The sequence below is a fragment of the Alicyclobacillus contaminans DSM 17975 genome, from assembly GCF_000429525.1.
Lineage (GTDB): Bacteria > Bacillota > Bacilli > Alicyclobacillales > Alicyclobacillaceae > Alicyclobacillus_A > Alicyclobacillus_A contaminans.
On sequence record NZ_AUCA01000011.1, the window covers coordinates 32151 to 54094 of the forward strand.

Annotated in this window: 24 protein-coding genes; all 24 read right to left on the minus strand. The window is 58.7% G+C overall.

Annotation, left to right across the window (positions count from 1 at the left end):
* Positions 1–28 precede the first annotated feature (28 nt).
* Positions 29–2074, minus strand: coding sequence for a chemotaxis protein CheA (locus tag G463_RS0106235; protein WP_026974472.1), 2046 nt, complete (start codon positions 2072–2074; stop codon positions 29–31).
* Between the two features lie 43 nt (positions 2075–2117).
* Positions 2118–3002 (minus strand): MinD/ParA family protein, encoded by an 885-nt coding sequence (locus G463_RS0106240; RefSeq protein ID WP_026974473.1) that lies wholly within the window; start codon positions 3000–3002, stop codon positions 2118–2120.
* The gene (flhF, locus tag G463_RS0106245; protein ID WP_026974474.1) at positions 3002–4180 is read right to left on the minus strand and encodes a flagellar biosynthesis GTPase FlhF; all 1179 of its coding nucleotides are present in this window, start codon (positions 4178–4180) and stop codon (positions 3002–3004) included. The genes G463_RS0106240 and flhF overlap by 1 nt, the downstream gene beginning before the upstream one ends.
* A 1-nt stretch (position 4181) precedes the next feature.
* Positions 4182–6212 carry a flagellar biosynthesis protein FlhA gene (flhA, locus tag G463_RS0106250; protein WP_026974475.1) on the minus strand — a complete coding sequence of 677 codons (2031 nt, stop codon included), beginning with the start codon at positions 6210–6212 and terminating at the stop codon, positions 4182–4184.
* A gap of 5 nt (positions 6213–6217) precedes the next feature.
* The gene (gene flhB / locus G463_RS0106255; protein ID WP_026974476.1) at positions 6218–7294 is read right to left on the minus strand and encodes a flagellar biosynthesis protein FlhB; all 1077 of its coding nucleotides are present in this window, start codon (positions 7292–7294) and stop codon (positions 6218–6220) included.
* Between the two features lie 3 nt (positions 7295–7297).
* Entirely contained in the window at positions 7298–8074 is a 777-nt protein-coding gene (gene fliR / locus G463_RS0106260) for a flagellar biosynthetic protein FliR (RefSeq protein ID WP_026974477.1), read from the minus strand.
* Positions 8075–8076: 2 nt separating this feature from the next.
* Positions 8077–8346 (minus strand): flagellar biosynthesis protein FliQ, encoded by a 270-nt coding sequence (gene fliQ / locus G463_RS0106265; RefSeq protein WP_026974478.1) that lies wholly within the window; start codon positions 8344–8346, stop codon positions 8077–8079.
* A 41-nt stretch (positions 8347–8387) separates the two neighbouring features.
* On the minus strand, positions 8388–9170 hold the full coding sequence (gene fliP / locus G463_RS0106270) for a flagellar type III secretion system pore protein FliP (protein ID WP_245575709.1): 783 nt from the start codon (positions 9168–9170) through the stop codon (positions 8388–8390).
* A 1-nt stretch (position 9171) separates the two neighbouring features.
* Positions 9172–9612, minus strand: coding sequence for a flagellar biosynthetic protein FliO (locus tag G463_RS19130; protein WP_169725431.1), 441 nt, complete (start codon positions 9610–9612; stop codon positions 9172–9174).
* A 64-nt stretch (positions 9613–9676) separates the two neighbouring features.
* A complete protein-coding gene (locus tag G463_RS0106280) occupies positions 9677–10039 on the minus strand; it encodes a response regulator (protein ID WP_026974480.1) in 363 nt (120 codons plus the stop codon).
* Positions 10040–10082: 43 nt separating this feature from the next.
* Positions 10083–11252: a flagellar motor switch phosphatase FliY gene (gene fliY, locus G463_RS0106285; protein WP_026974481.1), complete on the minus strand. Its 1170-nt coding sequence runs from the start codon at positions 11250–11252 to the stop codon at positions 10083–10085.
* Positions 11221–12243, minus strand: a complete 1023-nt coding sequence (gene fliM, locus G463_RS0106290; RefSeq protein ID WP_026974482.1) for a flagellar motor switch protein FliM — start codon at positions 12241–12243, stop codon at positions 11221–11223. The genes fliY and fliM overlap by 32 nt, the downstream gene beginning before the upstream one ends.
* A 12-nt stretch (positions 12244–12255) precedes the next feature.
* Positions 12256–12687 (minus strand): flagellar basal body-associated FliL family protein, encoded by a 432-nt coding sequence (locus G463_RS0106295; protein ID WP_026974483.1) that lies wholly within the window; start codon positions 12685–12687, stop codon positions 12256–12258.
* The gene (locus G463_RS0106300; RefSeq protein ID WP_026974484.1) at positions 12684–12899 is read right to left on the minus strand and encodes a flagellar FlbD family protein; all 216 of its coding nucleotides are present in this window, start codon (positions 12897–12899) and stop codon (positions 12684–12686) included. The genes G463_RS0106295 and G463_RS0106300 overlap by 4 nt, the downstream gene beginning before the upstream one ends.
* A gap of 58 nt (positions 12900–12957) precedes the next feature.
* Positions 12958–13755 (minus strand): flagellar hook-basal body complex protein, encoded by a 798-nt coding sequence (locus tag G463_RS0106305; protein WP_026974485.1) that lies wholly within the window; start codon positions 13753–13755, stop codon positions 12958–12960.
* An 88-nt stretch (positions 13756–13843) separates the two neighbouring features.
* Positions 13844–14248 (minus strand): TIGR02530 family flagellar biosynthesis protein, encoded by a 405-nt coding sequence (locus tag G463_RS22200; protein ID WP_156900107.1) that lies wholly within the window; start codon positions 14246–14248, stop codon positions 13844–13846.
* A 6-nt stretch (positions 14249–14254) separates the two neighbouring features.
* Positions 14255–14713 (minus strand): flagellar hook capping FlgD N-terminal domain-containing protein, encoded by a 459-nt coding sequence (locus G463_RS19140; protein ID WP_051322009.1) that lies wholly within the window; start codon positions 14711–14713, stop codon positions 14255–14257.
* A 12-nt stretch (positions 14714–14725) separates the two neighbouring features.
* A complete protein-coding gene (locus G463_RS21640; RefSeq protein WP_051322010.1) occupies positions 14726–16156 on the minus strand; it encodes a flagellar hook-length control protein FliK in 1431 nt (476 codons plus the stop codon).
* Positions 16157–16189: 33 nt separating this feature from the next.
* Entirely contained in the window at positions 16190–16810 is a 621-nt protein-coding gene (locus tag G463_RS0106325) for a magnesium transporter MgtE N-terminal domain-containing protein (RefSeq protein WP_026974486.1), read from the minus strand.
* Positions 16800–17237: a hypothetical protein gene (locus G463_RS0106330; protein WP_026974487.1), complete on the minus strand. Its 438-nt coding sequence runs from the start codon at positions 17235–17237 to the stop codon at positions 16800–16802. The genes G463_RS0106325 and G463_RS0106330 overlap by 11 nt, the downstream gene beginning before the upstream one ends.
* A 4-nt stretch (positions 17238–17241) precedes the next feature.
* Entirely contained in the window at positions 17242–18558 is a 1317-nt protein-coding gene (locus G463_RS19150; RefSeq protein WP_035486035.1) for a FliI/YscN family ATPase, read from the minus strand.
* Positions 18536–19330, minus strand: a complete 795-nt coding sequence (locus tag G463_RS0106340; RefSeq protein WP_026974488.1) for a FliH/SctL family protein — start codon at positions 19328–19330, stop codon at positions 18536–18538. Before G463_RS0106340 ends, G463_RS19150 begins: the two co-directional genes overlap by 23 nt.
* Positions 19323–20336, minus strand: coding sequence for a flagellar motor switch protein FliG (fliG, locus tag G463_RS0106345; protein WP_026974489.1), 1014 nt, complete (start codon positions 20334–20336; stop codon positions 19323–19325). Before fliG ends, G463_RS0106340 begins: the two co-directional genes overlap by 8 nt.
* Positions 20337–20365: 29 nt before the next feature.
* Positions 20366–21892 carry a flagellar basal-body MS-ring/collar protein FliF gene (gene fliF / locus G463_RS0106350; protein ID WP_245575710.1) on the minus strand — a complete coding sequence of 509 codons (1527 nt, stop codon included), beginning with the start codon at positions 21890–21892 and terminating at the stop codon, positions 20366–20368.
* Positions 21893–21944: the final 52 nt, after the last annotated feature.

The following is a 21944-nucleotide window of genomic DNA, read 5'->3' on the forward strand; positions in this document are numbered from 1 at the left end:
ATTCCTCCTCACCGCATGGATTGAACACTTATGACAACAATGCCATCAGCGAATGCACGTCCACAATCAGCGCGATTCCGCCGTTGCCGAGAATGGTGGCCCCCGCAAAGTAGCGGACCGATTCCAGGTATTTCCCGAGCGACTTGTGGACAATTTCCTGTTGCCCTACGAGGTCGTCCACAATCAACGCGATGGCTTTGCTGCCCTCGCGACAGATGACAGCCTGCCACGGATAGGCGCCGGCGCTCGGCCGTCCGAACAACAGATCGCCGAAGTCCAACAAAGGTACCAGGCTTTCGCCGTACGTCAGCACCTTCCGGCCATGCACCAGCGACAGGTCGCTTTCGTTCACCTCCCGGACTTCGGACACGCTGTCGAGCGGGATGGCGAACGCATCGCCGTCCACCATCACCAGCAGGGCCTGCGAAATCGACAGGGTTAACGGCAACTGAATTCGGAACGTGGAACCTTTTCCTCGTTCTGAGTCGATTTCAATGCTGCCCCCGAGCGACTCCACTTTGCCTCGCACCGCGTCCAGACCAACACCGCGGCCGGAGATGTCCGACACCTTGTCAGCGGTGCTGAAACCGGAGGCAAACAACAGTTCGTATGCCTGCTGCCGCGTGAGGGTGGCTGCTCTCGCCGCGTCAATCACGCCTTTCTCAACCGCTCGGCGCTTCACTTTTTCCACGTCGATGCCGGCCCCGTCATCGCCCACCTCGATGAAAACCCGCTGGCTGGCTGAGTACGCGCGCAGAAAAATCGTTCCCTCCGCAGGTTTTCCCTGCCGTAGACGGTCTGCGCTGGACTCCAATCCGTGGTCCGCCGAATTGCGGATCAGATGGACCAACGCTTCACCCATCTCATCGATGATGGTCCGGTCCAACTCCGTCTCCATTCCGGACATCTCCAGTCGAATCTGCTTGTCCAACGACTTCGACAAGTCTCGGACCATTCGCGGGAAGCGTTGAAACAGCGTTTCCACCGGGACCATCCGCAGCGACAGCACCGTCCCCTGCAAATCGTTGGCGATGCGCGAAATATGGTCGCTGAGGGTCTTCAAATCCACGTGGTTCAATTCATCCGCAATCGACGCCAACCGGGTCTTGTCAATGACCAATTCGCTGAGCAGGTTCATCAATCCATCCAACCGCTCCACCTGTACGCGGATGGTTCGCTCCACCTTTTCCACTTTGCTCCTGGGCGACGGGCTGCTCGTCTTCGCAGGCCGTTGCGCAGAGCTGGACGAAGCCGTATCCGTACCGCTGCGGGCGCCGGATGTCCCCTTTTCAGTTGGTGCGGTCGGCTGCCGCTCCAACCATTCCTGGAACCACACGAGCTCGGCCCCCGCGACTTCAGAAACGCCCCGGACGGTCCCCAGACACTGCTCCGCGTCGCCCTCGAAGGCGACGAGCCACAGCAGCTCAAACGTCTCAAATTCCCCGGTTTGCATCACGTCCGCCGGCGGTGAGCAGGCCAGCACCTGCGCGAAGTCATCCATGGCGCGCTGAACCAGAATCGCCCGGGCCGCCTTCATTTGACAGGAGGGTTCCAAAGTCACCGTCAGTACCGCCACGGGCAATCCCATCTCCTGACACTGCTTCGCCATGCTCAGCGCAGCTTCATCGAAAACGGATGCCGCCTGGACCGTTGGTCCTGCGACCGCGGCCGCGGCCGCCACTTCACCCGTGGTGCCCGCCATCGCCTGTTGCAATTTTTTTACGAGTGCCTCGTGGTCCCCGTCCGGCAAGCTCCCGGTGTCGCGCAGTGCCGCCAAATCGGATTCCAGCGCGTCCACGCATTCGAACAGCGCATCCATCACCGGCTGCGTCAATTGCTCCGGATGCTGACGGAGGGCTCCCAGTGCATCTTCTAGCTTGTGCGTCAAGTTTGCCATGGCTTGGAATCCCATGGTGGCGCTCATCCCCTTCAGGGTATGCGCCGCCCGAAACATGACCGCAAAGTCGTCATCCACCGGCTCTGTCTGCTCCATTTTGAGCAGCAGCGAGTTGAGGATTTGCGTATTCTCTTGGGACTCGTCCAGAAAGGCCTCTAAATACTGTAAATTATCCATACACCCTTACCCCCTGCGGGCTCGAATTATAACCCAATTGTCATCATGCACTGTGTCCCGCGTCTGTCTTGCTCCCGCGACGTCCGAACAACCGTTCCATGAAACCGGCGAGCCCTCTCGGTTTGACCGCTTCCTGCTGATCCAGGTTCCGAATCAGTTGCTCGATGCAACGGGCCGCCTGCGAATTGGGATAGGAATCCAGCAGCGCTTCCTGCCGCTTCACCGCCATGGAGACGTGCGCGTCATCCAAAACGTAGCCGAGCACGCCCACCTTCAAATCGAGAAACCGATCCGCCACAGCACACAATTTATCGGCGGTCAACCGTCCCTCCGTGAAGTTTTTCGCACGGTTGACCACCAACCGCACCGGCGGCACACTGCCCCGCACCACCAGCATTTTCAGGAGCGCGTACGCGTCCGCAACCGATGTGGGCTCCGGCGTCGTGACCAGGAGGAGCTCATCGGCCGCGTGCAGCAGTCGGCTCACATTTTCTGTTAGGCCAGCGCCGCTGTCGATGAGCACGACATTGAATTTCTCGTGCAGACGCTGCATCTGTTGAACCAACTCTTCCATCTGTTCCGAGGTGAACTCTTGAATGTTCAACAGTCCGTTTCCTGCGGACAGAAACGCCAATCCGGAGGAATGGTACTCCAGCGCCTCGAAGATGCTCGTACCCTGAGCCACATCGACAATCGTCTTGCGGGGGCGAACGCCGAGCAACACCTCCACATCCGCGAACCCCACGTCGGCATCAATGACAATCGGCCGCTGTCCCGCCTTTTGCAGCGCAAGCGCCATATTCACGCAGACATTCGATTTGCCAACGCCCCCCTTGCCGCTGGCAATGGCCAGAACACGATGCGGCGCGGGTTCCGCCGATTGTCTGTGCGCCATCAACGCCCTGAGATGCTCCGCTTGGTCGCCCATCATGACGCCCCCCCAACGATCAAACGAAGAAGATTCTCAAACGACGCCACCTCGATGTCATCCGGGACATTCTGGCCTGTGGTGACATACGACAGCGGCTTGCGATAGGCATCCAACAGGTTCAATATCGCGCCGTACGTCGAGGTCTCGTCCAGCTTCGTAAACAAGAATTTGTCGATGGGCAGGTCTGCGAAGGCTGCGGTCACTGCCTCCATGTCCTCGCCTTTGCTGGCAGCGGAGAGCACGAGAATCGTTTCGTCCGCACCGACAGCTTCGAGCAAGCCGCGCACTTCCTCCACATGCCGATCCATCCGGAAATTGCGCCCCGCGGTATCCATCAACACCAGGTCGCAGTTGGACAATCGCCGCATGGCGGCCTGCGCTTCGTCCTCGTGATACACCACTTCAAGCGGGATGTTCAAAATGTTTGCGTACGTTCGCATTTGGTCCACCGCGGCAATCCGGAACGTGTCGGTGGTCAGCAACCCGATTCGGCGTTTGCCAGCCAACACGTGCAGGGACGCCAATTTCGCAATGGTGGTGGATTTCCCGACACCGGTGGGACCGACCAGCGCAACCACCCGCGACGTCGGTTCGATGGGCCGTGCCTCCACCTCGGCCAGTTCGGTCATCACCCGCTTCAGGAATGCCTCATGCGCACCCTCTGCTTCCGACGGATCGTCTGCCCTCAGCCACCGCACAATTCGCTCCTCACTCACACCTTGCCGCAACAACTGCTGCATCAGCGGCGGCCGCATCGGACTCGACGGTCCGCCAACCATCGTTCGCAGCATCTGCTTCATCTCTTCGATTTGAGCACGCACGTCATCCAAAGGTGTCGATGTCGGATGGCTGACACCGCCCGACGGCTCGCCCGCGGACGTGTCAGCACCGGTCCCTGCAGCCGCCTGAGCCGCATCGTTTTCACCCGCCGGCCGAACTGGCGCCGCGGCTCGCCCAGCCTTCATTTGCGACCATTCTCTGGGACCGGCAATCCGCACAGGGACGTCGTCACCCGCAGCAGCCAGCACCTCAATGCGCTTTGTCCGCCACAACCCCAGCCATTTTTTGATGGTGATCCGCTTGCTGCTGAGGATGACCGCGTCCTTGCCCAGTTCACGCCGAATCTGGATGACCGCATCCGGCATTTCGCGCACCACGTAGCGACGGATCATCATGTCACAGGTTCACCACCCCTCCGCTCTCAATATCAATGGACGGATCCAACTCGTTGTACGACAGCACCACCAGGTCGGGCAGCGAACGCATCAACCAGCGTCGCACCGCGAGCCGGAGGTGTGGATGGGTGAGCAGAATCGGCGTCTTTCCGAGCGCGGTCAGGCGGTTCGCCTCTTCGCGCAGTTTCCGGAACACCTGCTGTGCCACTGCGGGATCGAGACTGATGTACGCGGCACCTTCTTGTTGCACGAGCGCGCCCTGGATGGTGTCCTCCACGACGGGCGAGAACGTGATGACCGTCAGCGGCTCGCCGGGAACTCGGAACTGATGGCAGATTTGCCGAGCCAGCGCCTGACGAACATATTCCGTGAGGACTTCCGGGTCCTTAATCTGCTTTCCATAGTCTCCAAGCGTCTCCAAAATGGTGACCAGATCCCGAATGGATACCTTCTCCTGCAGCAGATTTGCCAACACCCGCTGCACCTGTCCCACCGACAAAGTGTTCGGAACAACATCTTCCACAGCCGCCGGCGCGACTTCCCGCAGGTGATCCAGCAGCGCTTTGGTGTCCTGGCGGCTCAGCAACTCGTGGGCATGTCGCTTCAATACTTCCGTCAAATGGGTTGCAACCACCGAAGACGGATCCACCACCGTGTACCCGGCCGCCTCCGCGCGCAGCTTCATATCCCCGGTCACCCACAGCGCCGGCAACCCGAACGCGGGCTCGGTGGTCGGGACACCAACAACGGTGGAGTCTTCAATGCCCGGACTCATGGCCAGCCAGTGTCCCATCAACAATTCGCCAACCGCCACCTCAACTCCTCGTATCTTGATGGCGTATTCCGTCGGTTTTCGCTGAATGTTGTCGCGAATGCGAATCGTCGGGATCACCATGCCAAGCTCAGTCGCCAATTGGCGCCGAATGAGCACAATCCGCTCCAACAGATCGCCGCCCTGCTTGCTGTCCACAATGGGAATCAAACCGTAGCCAAACTCGAACTCAATCGGCTCAACTTGGATCAGGGAAAGCACACTTTCGGGTTTCTTCGTCTCCTCCCGCTGTGTCCGAATCTCCTGTTCCTGCTCGGTCTTCTGCGCTTTCAACGCAGACTGGCGAACGCGCCAACCTGCGAATGCGACCACGGCGGCGATGGGCAGCGTGCGGAACAGCCCGATGGGTGTCAATCCGAGGAGCGCGATGGCACCAGCCACAATGAAGAGGGTTCGCGGATAAGAGAACACCTGCTGCACCACGTCGGTGCCGAGGTTGCTGTCGGACGCAGCCCGCGTCACCATCAGCCCGGTCGCGGTAGACAACAGGAGGGCAGGCAATTGGCTCACGAGGCCATCACCGACGGACAGGAGCGTGTACTGCTGCAGGGTGGACTGCCAGTCCCCCTTGTTCATCGCCATGCCAATGATGAACCCGCCAACAATGTTAATCGCCACAATCAAAATGGCTGCGATGGCATCTCCTTTGACAAATTTCGACGCACCGTCCATCGCACCATAGAAGTCCGCTTCCCGTTCGATATTCTGGCGCCGCTCTCTGGCCTGCGCCTCCGTGATCAGTCCTGCGTTGAGATCCGCGTCAATCGCGATTTGCTTTCCCGGCATGGCATCCAACGTGAACCGCGCCGCGACCTCAGCCACGCGCTCAGCGCCTTTCGTGATCACAACAAACTGGATGACGACCAGAATGAGAAAGATGATGAACCCCACCACGGGATTGCTGCCGATGACGAAACTCCCAAACGTGTGGATGACTTCACCCGCTTGCCCCTTGGACAAAATCAAACGGGTCGAAGATACGTTTAACGCCAGTCGATACAATGTCGTGATCAGCAGCAGCGATGGAAACACCGAAAATTGCAGCGGCTCGGTATTGTTCATCGCAACCATGAGCACGGTCATGGAAATAAACAGGTTGATGACAAGCAGCACATCCAACAGCATCGGCGGTATCGGGATCACCAGCATCACAATGATGCCAAGCACGCCTATCATCACGATGAGATCTGATCGTTTCACCCTTGTCACCCCCCTTGCCGCAGGCGGTACACGTACGCCAAGACCTCAGCGACCGCCTGATACAATTCGCTGGGAATCAATTGGTCAAGCTCCACGGTCCGGTACAGCGTCTGTGCGAGTTGTCGATTTTCCACCCGCGGTACACCGGACTGTTCTGCGAGCTTGCGAATGCGCCATGCCAGCTCGTCCTGTCCTTTGGCAACCACCTTCGGCGCGCTCATCGACGCCGCGTCGTACCGAATGGCCACAGCAAAGTGCGTCGGGTTGGTGATCACCACGTCCGCCTTGGGAACTTCCTGCATCATTCGGCGCAGGGCGAGTGCCCGGCCCCGTTGGCGAATCTGCGACTTGATCTGAGGATCCCCTTCCTGGCGCTTCATCTCTTCTTTGATTTCTTCTCTCGACATGCGGATGCTGCGTTCAAATTCATAACGCTGAAATAGATAATCCAGCGCCGCCAGCACGACAAATGCACCGGAGATCTCCAGGCCGAGTTGGGCCACCATCCCGCCGACCACCTTCGGTAATCCCTGAATCTCAGTGGTCATCAGGTCCGCGAGGTGACCGATGATGTTTTGCGCCGCCAGGTAAGCCATCGCGGCCACGATGAGCAATTTCAATATCGATTTGACCGCTTCGGCCAGCGACTGCACACTCCACATGCGTCGAAAGCCCGCCGCAGGAGATATTTTTTGAAAGTCCGGCATTATCCGTTTCGGTACTATCAGAAAACCCACCTGGGCCACGGCGACTCCGACCCCTATTAACAGCGCGGTCGCGAGAACGGGTGCGAGCAATACGACGCAAGCCCAGGTATTGGTGCGAAACAATGCCATGACACTGGCGGTCGTGAGGTCGGCCGTGTTGATCTGTTGCAGCTGTGTTTGCATCATAGTCAACCAGCCATCCCAGATACGTGGCCCCCCCCATCGCAGCACCACCAAACTGCTCAGCAAGACCAGCGCGGACGTCAGCTCCGGACTGCGCGGCACTCTGCCCTCACGCCGAACCTCGCGCCGCCGTTGAGGCGTCGCACGCTCCGTTTTCTCACCTGCGAAGCGCTGCAAGTCCAACGCGAGCATGCGTTACCCTCCCATCCAACGCAGCAGCGTGTCCAATTCGGAAAACGTGGCCTGAAATAAAACGCCAAGCATATACACAATACCGGGCATGACCGCCGCGAACACCGCCAGTCCAACAAACAGTTTTGCTGGTTGGCCGACGACGTACACGTTCATCTGCGGCACCGCCCGCGACAGAAACGCGAATGTGATATCGGTCAGCAACAACGCGGCAAGTAATGGAGCCCCCACCTGAAGCCCCAACACCATCACCAGCGTGATCAGGTGAGCGAGGAACGTCCAAGCCTCGTGCGGTGCCACGAAGGCCCCGAGCGCCACGTAGTCGTACGACTTCATCACCCCAAGCACCAGTCCATCCAATCCGTTCATGCCGAGGAAGTACAGCGTGAACAGGGCGGACAGAAACGCATTCGTTAACCCGGCGGACTGTCCGCCGGACGGATCGAACAGCGTAGCGGTGCTGAACCCAATCTGTAGATCAAACAACTGCCCTGCGGTGGACAACGCGACCGTCATCACAGTCGCCACAAACCCCATCAGCATCCCGACGAGCGTCTCTTTCAGTGCAAGGCCGATGTAGACATCGGGCTGCACGAGCGGATCTGGCACGGTGGCATGCACATCTGGTGTCACCACGAGAGCGACGAACGCCGCCAATCCCACCTTTGACCACATGGGCCACAGTCGAACCGACAGAATGGGGGATGTACCGATGAACCCCACCATCCGCAGGAGAACCAGCAGATACACGGCATAGTGCGATGTTGCGTATGAAATCATCGTCATTGAATGAACGAATTGAGATTCCCCAGGATGTTGCGACTGAAGTCAAGCATCGTGGCCAACATCCACGGGCCAAAGATTAAGAGCGCCACAATGACCGCCACGATTTTTGGCACGAATGCCAGCGTTTGCTCCTGAATCTGCGTGGTCGCCTGAAAAATGCTGACGAGTAAACCGACCGCCAGCCCGAAGCCAAGGACGGGCGCCGTCAACTTTACCACCATCCACATTACCTGGGCACCGAGGCCGAGAACGAAGGTCGCGTTCATGTCCTTCCTCCTTCCGCCGTTCTACGAATCGGTGACACCCATCACGTGTACCCGGCCAGCAGCGATTTCACCACCAGATACCAGCCATCCACCATTACGAACAGCAAAATTTTGAATGGAAGTGAAATCATCACGGGCGGCAGCATCATCATTCCCATCGACATCAGTGTCGTCGCAACCACCAAATCAATGATTAAAAATGGCAGGTACAGCATGAATCCGATTTGGAACGCCGTCTTCAGTTCACTGATGCCATAGGCCGGGACGAGCGCCGTCATGGGAATGTCCTGCGTCGATTTCGGCTTCGGCAGATGACGATAATCCAAAAACAGTTGCAGGTCCGCTGGACGCGTGTGCTTGGCCATGAACTCCTTGAACGGAACTTCAGCACGCTGCAGCGCCACAGACTGTGTGATTTGTCCCTTCAAATATGGTTGCAACGCCTGTTGATTCGCCTGACTGAGCGTGGGCTGCATCACAAACAGCGTAATAAACAGCGCGAGTCCAATCAGCACCTGATTCGGCGGCGTTTGCTGCAGCGACAGCGCACTTCGCACAAACGACAGCACCACCACCACGCGCGTGAAACAGGTCATCAGAATGAGAATGGCCGGCGCCAACGACAACACGGTCAGCAGCAAAATAATTTGCAAAGTGGAGCCGACCGCCTGCGGCGAACTGGACGTGGTCACGCCAGGAAGGAGCGACGTCGACGTTGTTGCAGCAAACGCCCGCGCAGGCACCGCCGCGCAGGATACCACACCCGTGCCCAATCCGACCAGCCATGCAGCCATCCGTGTCCGTAATCCGACGGGTCTCTCCATGCTAAGACATCTCCTCCCCCGGCTCATCCCCACGCCGCCGTTGGCGCAGGGTTCGGAGCGCGTCGGCCAACGCTGCACCAAATTCGTCGGAGGAATCCGCGGGTTGACCGGCCAATCCCGACTCATGCGGCTCTCTCGTCGACATCGGGGTCAATTCGGCCAACAGTCGTACGTCGTTTCCTACGCCCAACACAAAGGCCCGACCTTCCACGGACACGACCTGAATGGACTTGTTCGGTGCCAATTGGCGCGCCGCAAGCACCTGAATGGCCCCGCGTTCCGCGACCTGTGACTTCCGCGCCAAAAACCGAATCAAGACGATAACGAGAAGAATGATGATGCCAAGGGACAGCACCAATTCCAGCAACGACACCCAGGGATTTGGAAACGACGGTGAAGAGGCAGGGGCCGCGTCAGCCACCTGCCCCCACGTGCCCAGCAAAACGGCGCCTCCCGCCGAAGCCACCGCACGCAAGCCCCACGCCGTCAAGCCCGGTCCACGGATGTTACGCCAGGACTTTTTTAACAGCTTCAATCACCCTATCCGCTTGGAACGGTTTGACGATGAAGTCCTTCGCTCCAGCTTGAATCGCGTCAATCACCATCGCCTGCTGTCCCATGGCGGAGCACATGATGACGCGCGCGGCGGGATCGACAGCGCGAATCCGCTTCAACGCCTCAATGCCGTCAATTTCAGGCATGGTGATATCGAGCGTGACGAGGTCCGGGCGCAATTCCTGGTACTTTTCCACGGCCTGCGCACCGTCCGCCGCTTCGCCCACCACCTCATATCCATTCTTGGTCAAAATATCTTTGATCATCATTCGCATAAACGCGGCGTCGTCCACGACCAATACTCGATTCCCCATTGCTGCGTCCACCTTTCCATGCGTTTGCTGTGATTCTTTGTGATTACTGTAGTTGCTTCACCCGGTCCGCCGGATGCAGAATATCGGTCACGCGCACTCCAAAGTTTTCGTCAATCACCACCACTTCGCCAATGGCAATCCGCTTATTGTTCACCAGGATATCCACCGGCTCACCGGCCAGCTTGTCCAATTCGACGATGGAACCCGGCGTCAACTCGAGAATTTCGCGAATCGTTTTCTTTGTCCTGCCGAGTTCCACGGTGACATTCAAATTTACGTCGAATAACAGCGACAAATTTCGCGGTGACTGCGCTTTGGATGCACTGTCGCCAAAATCCACAAACTCCGGGCTCTGGACGGACACCGGCCGAACCGGCTTGGCTGGTGCTGTCGCCAACCCTGCTGCCGCTTCTTCCAGCCCATGGGCCGCAGGAGACGCAGGCACTTGCGATGGTATTGCATCGACGGGCGTCTGTGCGCCCACTGCCTGTGGGGCAGCGTCAGCCGGTGTGGACGCAGGTGCCGAATCCGCCGAATCCCCGGCACTCCCCAACAATCCAAGAATCTGCTTGGCGAAGTGCAACGGGACCAATTGCATCAGATGAGAATCAATGAGATCCCCGACCTTCAGCCGAAACGCAGTGTTGACGATGGTCGAGTCGAATCCGAGATCCTGCTGTGTAGGATTGGACATGTCCACAAACTGGACGGTCGGCGGCGAAATATTGATGGGCATGCCGAACATCTGCGACATGGCCGTCGCCGCGCCACCCATCATCTGATTCATCGCTTCCGCCACGGCACTCAAGTGCAGTTCGTTCAGTTCCACGTCGGTGTTGCGGCCGTCACCGCCGAGCATCAGATCGGCGATGGTTTTGGCGTCCGACACCTCCACCGCCAACGCGTTCGTTCCCGACAGCCCTTCGGTGTACTCGACGGTCACCATCACGTAGGGGCGCGGGAAGTCGGTCGGAATGTCTTCTGGTTTCATCACGGACACCGTGGGCGTGGTAATCTCCACTCGCTGATTGAGCAGCGTGGACAACGAGGTCGCAGCGGACCCAAACCCGATGTTTCCCACTTCACCGAGCGCATCGCGTTCGGCCTCCGTCAGGGTCTCCGTCTCCATAGATGACTCGGACGACGAGGATTCGGAGGTCCGGCCCAACAGCGCATCAATCTCATCCTGTGACAGCTTCATGTCCCCGGTCATCGCCGCTCACCTCCTTCACGTCTCCCAAAATTTGAACCGCGTATTTGTTACGCCGGGTCCCAATGCTGCCCAACAGTGTGGGCACGTCATTCACCAAGACATTGAGCGGACTGCCAATCGGTGTGTTCAATGGAATCACGTCTCCGACCTGAATATCCAACAACTCCTGCAATGTGAGCTCTGCTTCTCCGAGGACCACGGAAACTTCTGCGGAACTTCCGAGCAGGTGGCGCTGCAAACGCGGAACCTCCGGGCGATCGCTGGACCGCCGGACCTTCCCGCTGTCCATGAAGTACTGAGTGCTCAATTTCGGAATCAACGGTTCAATCGTCACATGCGGGATGCACAGGTTGATGAGTCCGCTCGCCGATCCGATTTTCGCACTCATCGTCACCACCAGCACCGTCTCGTTCGGTGTGGTCAACTGCAAGAACTGCGGATTGCTTTCAATCGACAGGAGTTCCGGTGACAACTCGCCCACGTTCCGCCACGCTTCGGCCAAAAAATCGGTGGTTGAGCCGAGCGCGCGGAGCAGCAGCGCGTGCTCAATTTCCGTCAATTCCCGTTCCCTGTACGGTCCCTTCACCACACCGCCCAAAAGTCGGTCGAGCAGCGCAAATACCACCTGCGGATTCATCTCCATGACGGCCTTGCCCTGGAGCGGATGCAATTCCATAACCTGGATCACCGTCAGTGTGGGGATGGACCGAATGAATTCCTCATACGGCACCTGATCCACCGACTCAACCTGAATCTGCACGACCGCTCGAAGTTGTCCGGATAAGCTGGTAGCGAGCAACCGGGCGAAGTGTTCGTGAATACGCCGGATGATTCGAATGTGATCTTTCGAGAACCGCATCGCTCGGCGAAAATCGTACGTTCGCACGTGATTCGAGTCTCCGGCATCGCGGATCTCCTCGGCGTTCACCTCGCCGCTGGTCAATGCCGACAACAGCGCGTCAATTTCAGCCTGGGACAGGACGTCAGCCATGACTACGCCCCCTCACTGTACGATCCATGTGGAGAAATACACCTGGGTGATTTTCATCCCGCCCTGAAGCAGGTGATTGACCCGATTTTCAATATCCTGCTCAAGCTTGGTCTGCCCATCGGCGGTTTTCAGTTGGGCGTCGGTAAAGTCACGCATCGCCTGGTTCACCGCGTCCTGTACCATCGGCAAGATGTCCGTCACCGCGGTTTTGCTCTTGTCATTCGCCGCCAGCAGATGCGCCGTGAACTGAATCAGGCCATCCTGCGTATTGGTGGTGTTCTCCGGTAGATCCACCAAGAGAGCCTTCAGCTCACTGGGTGTGGGTGCATGCGGCGTTTTCGGTTTGGCGGCACTTTTCACGTAGAAGTAACCGCCCACCGCGAGCCCACAAATAATCACCATCACCCCTAGAATCGCTAGCATCACGAGAAACGCTCTCTTCACTCTAACTCTTCCTTCCCTGCGGCGGCCGCCGCCAGTCCAATGGACCGGTAGAACTGTACCACCTGCTGCGCAATCTCCCGCGTCGATTCACGGACCACGTACTTGTGACCGTTGGTCAAGGTGATGACCGTGTCCGGCGTGTGTTCCATCGACTCAATCAGCAGCGGACTGAGCCACAGTTCACTGCCGTTCAACCGCGTCAACGCAATCACCAAAATCCCTGCCCTTCACGCCGGCCGCCCGCAGCCAGCGGCCGGCCAGCACTCAGCCTCAGCTGTTCTTCAGATTCACGACATCCTGCAGAATCGCGTTGTCCGTGCCAATCATTTTTGAGTTAGCGTCAAACCCACGTTGAGCAATAATCATCTGCGTAAATTCTTGAGTCAAATCGACGTTGGACATTTCCAGGTACCCATTCGCCAGTGTACCGGAGTTATTTTGCCCAGGTGCACCTATGGTCGGGGAACCTGAGTTGTTGGACTGCTCGTACAAAGAGTCACCAACCTTTTCCAATCCACCGTAGTTCGGGAAAGTCGCAAGCCCTAACGTTGCAATGGTTTGTCGCTTATTAGTGGTGGTATCAATGCCTGTCACACTCCCATCGGGGCCAATCTGAATATCACTATAACCGGACGTATTGATAATAGCTTTACTAGAATCCAGCACAAACATGCCATTGGGGAGCACCAATTTTCCATTTGCATCCACCGTGAAGTCGCCTTCGCGGGTGTAGTAGAGGTTCCCATTAGCATCTTTCACGACGAACAGCCCATCTCCATTTATAGCCGTATCCAACGGATTTCCGGTGGACTGGTCCGCACCCTGTGTAAACAAAGTCTGAATATCAGCCACCTTCACGCCTAAGCCAACCTGTTGTGGATTGGTTCCTCCGCTAGTGGTACTGGGACTACTACCGGCGGTCATGGTCTGGCTCAACACATCACTGAAGTCCACACGTCCCGCCTTAAATCCCGTTGTGTCCACATTGGCAATATTGTTGCCAATCACATCTAACTTTGTTTGGAACGCTTGCATGCCAGAAACCGCCGAATACATGGAACGAAGCATGTTTCCGTCTCCTCCTCAGTTTCGCGCGTATCATGCGCATCCTGTTTATCAGTGCGGCAGTTCAATCAGTCCCCACCGCGAGACCCCCTTATCGGTCCGGCCTCGACGCCATCACGACACTGTCAATGTTGGTGACAATCGTATGATCTTGGTGTACCATCGCCGTCACGACGGTGCGATTCGGTACGTTGACGACAAACCCGGTGTTGCCGTAGAGGACATAGGCGTCCTTGCACCCCTTCGCCTCGGCTCTGTCCACTGCCTGACTCACCTGCAACCAATCTTGCGCCGTCATCGTCACCCCGCGCTGCGAAATCCGTTCGCTCGCATGAGCACTGACTTTCAACCCGCCGGTACTTCCTAGTTGCTCGACTTGCCCAAGAACATCCGCAAACGCGGGATGCTGGGTATTTGATGTCGATTTCTGGTTCGGAGTTCGAACGCCGGGTGTATATGGTACACCCGCAATTCTGTCAAGGAATTCGTTTGGCATTTCCAATCACTCCGAAGCGGCCGTTGTATCCGTCGCACCCGTTGAATTGGATCCATCCGCCGTTCCGGTGTTCACCGTTGTATCGCTTGCACCCGCGGGCACTTCTGTTAAGGAAGATAGCGGGTACGAAGTGCCTCCTATCTCTAGCTGCGGATCGCCATTCACGAACTTGATGGCACTGACCGTTCCCGTGACACTGTTTCCGTTGGCATCCGTCACGGTCACCTGAGAATTCAGCAACTGGTGCTCAAAACTCAACTCCACCATCTGCAGTACTTGCGAATCCGTCTGCGCCACATTGGTCATCTGTTCCAATGACGTGAACTGCGCCAACTGTGCCAGAAACTCCGAGTTATCCTGCGGCTGCAGCGGATCCTGATACTGCATCTGCGTCACCATTAACTGCAAGAACGCGTTTTTGTCCAGGGATCCACCTGGTGCCGTCGCGCTGGTTGTGCTGCTCACGAGCATTCCCTCCTAAACGGTCAAATTCACCCGCGAATCGGACGCGGCATCCGGAAGCCGAAACGACTCGCTCCACGACGAGGCGCCATTGGACGTTCCGCTGACCTGGGCCAACGAAGGCGTTTGCTGACGCTGTTTCTTCGCGGACGAACCGCCGGTGTCCGCTTGTGTCAAATTCGCCTGTCCCAGCGAGACTTCCACGGACTGGAGATCGACGCCCGCTTGCCGGATCGATTGCGTCAATCCATCCGTCTGCTGCTGTAGCCACTGCACCGTCTGCCACTGATTGCCCTCCACACGAACGTGCACGCCGGTTGCCTGCTGTTGCACGGTGACCAAAATGTCCCCGAGACCTTCGGGATGAACGTGCACCTTTAATTCTCCCGGTCCCGCGGCAACCTGCGCGGCCACCAGTCCGGCGAACTGCTGTCCAGCCGCGGGATGGCTCACGTTCAGCACCGGCGATCCGAGCGTCTGACCGCTGTGTCCCTGCGCACCGACCGTTCTGTCCGCCTGTGCCACCGACATCGATGGCATGGATGCAACGACCGTTGTCCCTGTCATCACTGAGGCGGCATCTTGCCCCAGCGTCGGCTGCCGCGCAACACCCTGGCTTCCGGGATCCGACGCATCTGTCTGTGCATGGGCCACGCGCGAGGAAGCCCCAGCCCTGCCCGGATTCACTGGCTCCGTCAAACCTTCGCTCTGTTCCTCCGATTTCGTCGTTCGCGGAACGGACGGGTTGGGCACTGGGACAACGCTCCCTGCGTAGACCGTCGCGCCCCGCTTCACATCCGTCGGGTTTCCCTTCACATCCGTCGGGTTTCCCTTCACATCCGTCGGGTCTCCCTTCACATCCGTCGGGTTTCCCTTCACATCCGTCGGGTTTCCCTTCACATCCGTCGGGTCTCCCTTCACATCCGTCGGGTTTCCCTTCGCATCCGTCGCGCCCCGCTTCACATCCGTCGGGTTTCCCTTCACATCCTTCGTGTTCCCCTTCGGCCCGGCGTGATCTTGAATGAGGTTGTGCACCGAAGCCATTGGTTGCTCGGCGGCCTGTCCCCCATTCGACGCTGAATCTGCGGCCAACGCGACACGCGCAGTACCTGTGGATGGTGCGCTCCGTCGCACAAGCGAGCTGCCGATGGGTTCCCGGTCTTCCTTGGTCGCCGAGGCTGAAGCAGTGCGGCCAAGCGGTGATGCACCATCAGCCCTCATCCATACCCCCTTGGCCTCCGCGGACGACTGCATCCCGACGGTGTGTTCGGATGATTGACGAGGATTGTCGATGGTCTTAGCTGGCCATCCCGGCGCGGTTGTCAACCCTTGGAACAAATCCGCAAACACCGAGCTCCCGATGTCGGACAGAAGGCTTTTTCGCTTATCCTGCGCGACGGTCGACGATTTCACTTGCAGCACCCCTTCGGCACTCCTACTGATCATCTTTCATCACCTCCTTTCACAACCCGAGAACGGTCACCCGTTGGTCGAGTTATTCGTTGAATTCGTCGTCGACGTTTGCTGCTGAATCTGCGCAGCCTGCGATAAGATTTGCGCCGCCTTCGCAGCATCCAACTGGGCCAACAGTTGCCCGGAAGCATCGGCCGACATCTGCGCCACGGCGGCCGCTGCTTCCTGCACCGACATCTTGGCCAGCAGCGCCGCGCCTGCCGTTGGATCCATCCCCTGCAGAATGGCCGCCTCCTTCTTGGCCGTTTGCAACGCATCCTGTTTCGCGGCCGCGGCACCGCGCCACTGTTGGACCTGCGCGCTCAACGCTTGGTTCTGCTGCTGCAGCGTAGTGACCTGCTGCTGCAGCTGGCTCAACTGAGTGCGCAGCGCCCGGTTTTGCGCCTGAACGCTGTCGTACTGCGTTTGCAGGGTGGTGGCGGGGGCGGACGCCGTGTGCGATCCGCCACCGAAGTAAGCACGGGTGGTCTGCCACACGGGCACCCCCACAATCTGCAGCGCCACCCCAATCATAATTACCGCCGCGATGATGGGAACCACCACCACCAGTAGAGCCCACACGAGCTTCTGCAGCCATCGCGGCATGCTTCGCTGCGCTTGTTCCGCGCTCGCCGCCTCAGCTTTCATGAGCCAATCCCCTTCCGAACATCAGCGCTGCACGCTCATCGGCCGCCCGCATCTCGTCCGCGGCCCGCAACTTCTTCACCCGCTCTGCAACGGCATCCGCGACCATCTCCCAGCGACGGACATCCCGATAAGCAGACTCAACGGTCCGACGACGGTCTCGTTCCTCATTCAGCGCCGCTTGCCACGTTTCATACAACCGAGCCTCCTGCACCCGCAGCGCGTCGACGTAATGGCGCCAAAGTTCCAATTCTTGCGTCTCCGAACAGGCGGCGAGATGGGACTGCGCCGACTGTCGGCGCCGCACCGTGGCCTCGTAGGCGGCGGCGGTTTCGTGGACCGTCTCTGTGGCCTTCGCCAATTCGTATTCCGCCAATTCCTGAACACCCTTTTTCAATTTCATCAAACGGGCCGCCAACCGTTCATCCATTTCTTCACACCCCACCCGCCAGGTCAGCCATCATGCGCAGGGCGTCATCCCGCGAAACCACTTCGGACACCCCTTGGCGCAAAAACGCGCGAATGGCTTCCTGTCGTTCAATTGCCCGATCTGTCTCTGCGTCCAATCCATTCTGATATGCGCCGATTCGCAACAGATCTTCAACATCCCGATACCGTTGCATCCAATCGCGGATGCGCATCGCCGCCGCCTTCTGAGGCTCGTCCGCCAATCGATGAAAGAGACGGCTGATGCTGGCCAGCACGTCAATGGCCGGGAAATGACCGGCATTCGCCAAGCTTCGCGACAGCACCACGTGTCCATCCAGGATGCCACGAACGGCGTCCGCAATCGGATCGTTCAGGTCATCCCCGTCCACCAGCACGGTGTAGAACGCCGTGATGGATCCCACCTGCGCGGTTCCCGCCCGTTCCAGCAACTTCGGCAGCAGGGCAAACACGGACGGCGTATAGCCGCGACTGGTCGGCGGTTCGCCGACGGCGAGGCCGATTTCACGCTGGGCCATCGCGAAGCGAGTGACGGAATCCATCATGAGATTCACCGATTTGCCAGCATCGCGGAAGTACTCCGCGATGGTGGTGGCGACAAACGCGGCTTTGATGCGCAGCAGCGGCGGTTGATCCGACGTTGCCACCACCACCACGCTCTTGGCGAGGCCGTCCGCGCCGAGATCATCGTCCAGGAATTCGCGAACTTCCCGACCGCGTTCGCCGACCAGCGCGATGACGTTCACGTCCGCGGAGGTGTTGCGAGCAATCATCGATAGGAGCGTGCTCTTGCCCACCCCGCTGCCGGCGAAGATGCCCATCCGTTGCCCCTCGCCGACCGGCAGCATGGCGTCAATCGCCCGGACCCCCGTCTGAAGGGGCGTCCGAATGGGCGGGCGCTGCAACGGATGCGGAGGAGCCCCAAGCAGCGGCCGCGGAGAAACGTGCGTCAAGGGACCCAAATCGTCGAGCGGCTGCCCGAAGCCGTCCAGGACGCGCCCGAGCAGCCCATCCCCGCACGGGACCTGCAGTCCGCCCCGCAGCACCAACACCTCCGCGCCTCTTCCGATGTTGGAGAGTTCGCCGAGCGGCATCAACACCAGGTGCGAGCCGCGGAACCCCACCACCTCGGCCAAACAGCTGACGCCCTCTCCCGAGTGGATCTCGCACAGTTCGCCCAGTCGGGCGGGTGGGCCAAACGACTCCACTGTGGTGCCCACCACCTGTGTGACTCGCCCGTAGAGCCGATAACGCGGTACGCTGCGGACGCGATGGAGCGCGTCATCCCAATGCGGAAGCCACATATTCCTTCACACTCCGCTCCAGAAACGACGTCAGTTCCGCCCGCAGCGAATCCAATTTCGTGGACAATCGCCCGTCCGCTCTCCCCGATTCCCACACCACCTCGCAGCCCCCTGGCTCTACGCCGGCGTCGGGAACCACCCCGATGGTCCACTGGCCGTACCTGCCGGATTGCCATGTGGGTTCTGCAGCCAAGGCCAAATGGTAGTCGTCCGGATGTACGCGAACCTCCAGCATCGTGGCGTCGCTCACCACCTGCAGCATCTCGTCGACCAGACCGGCGATATCCGCAGGCTGAAGCGCCAGTTCCCGGGCCAACAGTCGTTCCACGGCCGCCATGCACAGTTCGGTCAGCGGCGCAGCCATTTGCAGAATCAACTGACCTCGCGCCGCAATGGCAGCCCGCGCCACCTCCTGTGCTCGGGTCCACTCCGTGTCGATCCGTGCTTGCAGGGAGGCTTCACCTGCCGCTCGTCCCTCCGCATAGCCGGCTTCGAAGCCTGCCTGATGGCCGACCGCTCGCGCTTGTTCCCGAATTTCCTCCGCCTCTCGCTCGACAGCGGCCAACCGTTCCGCGGCGGCCTGCTCTGCCTGCCGCACAATGGCCGCAGCTTGCTCCTCCGCAGCCTGCAGCAGTTCCGCCGAACGCACCGCTGTGGTTTCGTCCGCCGGTTCCTCCGCGAGCGTCTCGCGGCGCAAAATGACGGGACTTGGAATTTTTCGTGTGCCACCTGAGATGACAACCCAGTCCTGGGCGCGAAATACATTAGACAATGATGTCATCTCCTCCACCGCGAGAGACGATGATCTCGCCGGATTCCTCCAGTCGGCGAATGACACCGACAATCCGCTGTTGGGCGTCCTCCACATCCCTCAGGCGAACCGGCCCCATGAATTCCATTTCCTCTTTGAACGTTTCGACCATGCGCTTGGACATATTGGAGAACACCACCTCGCGCACTTCGTCCGTGGAGACCTTGAGCGCCAATTGCAAATCTTTCGGATCCACATCGCGGATAACGCGTTGAATGGACCGATTGTCCAGCAGGACAATATCTTCGAAGATAAACATACGCTTCTTGATTTCGTCCGCCAGTTCCGGATCGGTAAGCTCCAGAGATTCCAGAATCGACTTTTCCGTGCCGCGGTCCACCCCGTTGAGAATCTTCACCACCGCATCCACACCACCGGTGTGGGCATTGTCAATGGTCGCCATGGTGGACAACTTCGATTCCAGAACCTGCTCTACTTCCGCGATGACGTCCGGTGACGTCCCGTTCATCAGGGCGATGCGCCGAGCGACGTCCGCCTGCAAGTCGTTGGGCAGTGCGGAGAGCACCATCGCCGCCTGAGCGGGATCGAGATAGGACAACACCAACGCCATCGTTTGCGGATGTTCATCTTGCAGAAAACTGAGCAACTGGCTGGGATCTGCCTGGCGCGCGAAGTGGAACGGCTTCACCTGCAGCGTTGCCGTCAGGCGGTTCAGAATCTGTTCCGCTTTCTCGGGTCCTACCGCCTTCTCCAGAACTTCTCGCGCGTAATCAATGCCGCCCATGGCCATGTATTCCTTGGCCCGGGCGATGTCGGCGAATTCACGAACCACCTTTTCGCGTTGTTCCAGATCCACCTTGCGCAAATTCGCGATCTCCAGGGTTAACTGCTCAACCTCTTCATTGGTCAATCCTTTATACACTTTGGAAGCAATATCCGGTCCCAGACTGATCAGCAGGATAGCCGCTTTTTGCCGTCCTGACATGCCTTGTCTAACACGCGGCATATACCCCACCTCCCGCTCGCACCATCCTGTCAATCACTGGCCAACCAGGTACGCAACAGACTGACAAATTCATCCGGCTTTTTATCCGCCAACTTCGCCAACTCACTCTTGATCAATTCATCCTCAGACAGCGGCCGCTCCGCAATTGGCTCAATATTCGCCGCTTGCGCCAGCGCATCCGCCTCCTCCAACTTCCGCTTGCGACGGTTTCTCCACACGATCGTTCCAGCGGCCGCGGCCAAGGCAGCAGCGCCCAAGCCCCCCCACAACCAGGCAGACGAGCCCTTTTGTTGGAACATCGTTTGACTCCCGTTTTGGAACGGGATTGTGGAAACGGAAATGTTGTTATTCGTACCACCGGCCTGGTTGCCAATGGATGTGGCCACAAAATTCTTGATCTGGGCCACCACCGCAGGTGTCAACTGCTTGTCCTGCGAATTGAGCAGAACACTCACCGTATAGCCCTTCACCTGCATCGGATCGTTGACCTGGGTAGTGTTTGTGTAACTGTTGTCATAATTGGTAACGGTATGGCTCTGCGTGGATGTCGAATTGCCCCCGCCCGGTGTGGTTGAGGCATAGGTGGACAGCCCCGGATTGCTGCTCGCTTGTCCGGCAACGCCACCTGCCGTCGACGTTCCGTTCGTTGTGCTCGAAGACCGGTCGGTCTCCACGCTGGACGGGAGTCCTGTCGTCGATCCCTGCACCGGTTGATACACGTGGGACGTTGAGGTGACCTGGTCAAAGGAGACGTTCGCGTGCACAATCACCACCGCATTGCCCGGTCCAACGATGCTGTTCATCCCCTGCATCAACTGCGATTGCATGCTCTGCTCCACCCGCTGGCGCAGCTGAAGTTCCGTGGACGCCCCTGTCGTGGGCGCGTTGGCATCTGCCGCACCCGACAGGGTTACACCATTCTGGTCAACCACCGTCACGTTGTCCGGGGTGAGCCCCTTGACCGAATGTGCGACGAGTTGTTGTATGCCCGCCACCTGCGCGGAGGTCAACTGCACGCCCTGACCCAACTGCACAAACACGGACGCTTTCGCGGTCGAGTCCGGCTGGGAAACGAACAGCTGTTGATCCGGCATCACGATGTGCACCTGAGCACTCTCAATTCCGTCAATACTCTCAATGGTCTGATTCAAACTCTGTTGAAGAGCGTCCAAAACCTGAATATTGAACTGATCGGATGTCATTCCGAAAGAGCTCTGCACCGAACTGTATCCGATATAGCCCGACTGTGGAAGCCCCGCCATCGCCAGTTGAATCCTCGCCTTATCCGCGTCCGCGGCCGGCACCAGCACCGAGGTTCCCTCAATCTTGTCAGGGATTTTCAAGTCCTGCAATTTTTGATCCACTTGACCCAGCGACTTGTCGTCGAGGCCACTCATCACCGTCACATAGTGCGGTCTCAACAGCATCCAAAGCACAACGAGAACGCACACCACCCCCGCCACAACTGCGATGAGGATGTTGCGCCGCTGCACCTTGGAATATCTGCCCCACCAAGGGGTCACCCTAGCCCAAATCTCGCGTATCCGCTCGTTCAAAATCAATCACCTGATGTCTCTCTGTCTGTTTGTGTCGTGCCATTTGCACACC

What these genes read in the sequence shown, in the direction of transcription:
- G463_RS0106235 (WP_026974472.1), bottom strand. Translation starts at nt 2,074, where the DNA reads ATGGATAATTTACAGTATTTAGAGGCCTTTCTGGACGAGTCCCAAGAG.
- G463_RS0106240 (WP_026974473.1), bottom strand. Translation starts at nt 3,002, where the DNA reads ATGGGCGACCAAGCGGAGCATCTCAGGGCGTTGATGGCGCACAGACAA.
- flhF (WP_026974474.1), bottom strand. Translation starts at nt 4,180, where the DNA reads ATGATGATCCGTCGCTACGTGGTGCGCGAAATGCCGGATGCGGTCATC.
- flhB (WP_026974476.1), bottom strand. Translation starts at nt 7,294, where the DNA reads ATGCTCGCGTTGGACTTGCAGCGCTTCGCAGGTGAGAAAACGGAGCGT.
- fliR (WP_026974477.1), bottom strand. Translation starts at nt 8,074, where the DNA reads ATGATTTCATACGCAACATCGCACTATGCCGTGTATCTGCTGGTTCTC.
- fliQ (WP_026974478.1), bottom strand. Translation starts at nt 8,346, where the DNA reads ATGAACGCGACCTTCGTTCTCGGCCTCGGTGCCCAGGTAATGTGGATG.
- fliP (WP_245575709.1), bottom strand. Translation starts at nt 9,170, where the DNA reads ATGGAGAGACCCGTCGGATTACGGACACGGATGGCTGCATGGCTGGTC.
- G463_RS0106280 (WP_026974480.1), bottom strand. Translation starts at nt 10,039, where the DNA reads ATGGGGAATCGAGTATTGGTCGTGGACGACGCCGCGTTTATGCGAATG.
- fliY (WP_026974481.1), bottom strand. Translation starts at nt 11,252, where the DNA reads ATGACCGGGGACATGAAGCTGTCACAGGATGAGATTGATGCGCTGTTG.
- fliM (WP_026974482.1), bottom strand. Translation starts at nt 12,243, where the DNA reads ATGGCTGACGTCCTGTCCCAGGCTGAAATTGACGCGCTGTTGTCGGCA.
- G463_RS0106305 (WP_026974485.1), bottom strand. Translation starts at nt 13,755, where the DNA reads ATGCTTCGTTCCATGTATTCGGCGGTTTCTGGCATGCAAGCGTTCCAA.
- G463_RS22200 (WP_156900107.1), bottom strand. Translation starts at nt 14,248, where the DNA reads ATGCCAAACGAATTCCTTGACAGAATTGCGGGTGTACCATATACACCC.
- G463_RS21640 (WP_051322010.1), bottom strand. Translation starts at nt 16,156, where the DNA reads ATGATCAGTAGGAGTGCCGAAGGGGTGCTGCAAGTGAAATCGTCGACC.
- G463_RS0106325 (WP_026974486.1), bottom strand. Translation starts at nt 16,810, where the DNA reads ATGAAAGCTGAGGCGGCGAGCGCGGAACAAGCGCAGCGAAGCATGCCG.
- G463_RS0106330 (WP_026974487.1), bottom strand. Translation starts at nt 17,237, where the DNA reads ATGGATGAACGGTTGGCGGCCCGTTTGATGAAATTGAAAAAGGGTGTT.
- G463_RS19150 (WP_035486035.1), bottom strand. Translation starts at nt 18,558, where the DNA reads ATGTGGCTTCCGCATTGGGATGACGCGCTCCATCGCGTCCGCAGCGTA.
- fliG (WP_026974489.1), bottom strand. Translation starts at nt 20,336, where the DNA reads ATGCCGCGTGTTAGACAAGGCATGTCAGGACGGCAAAAAGCGGCTATC.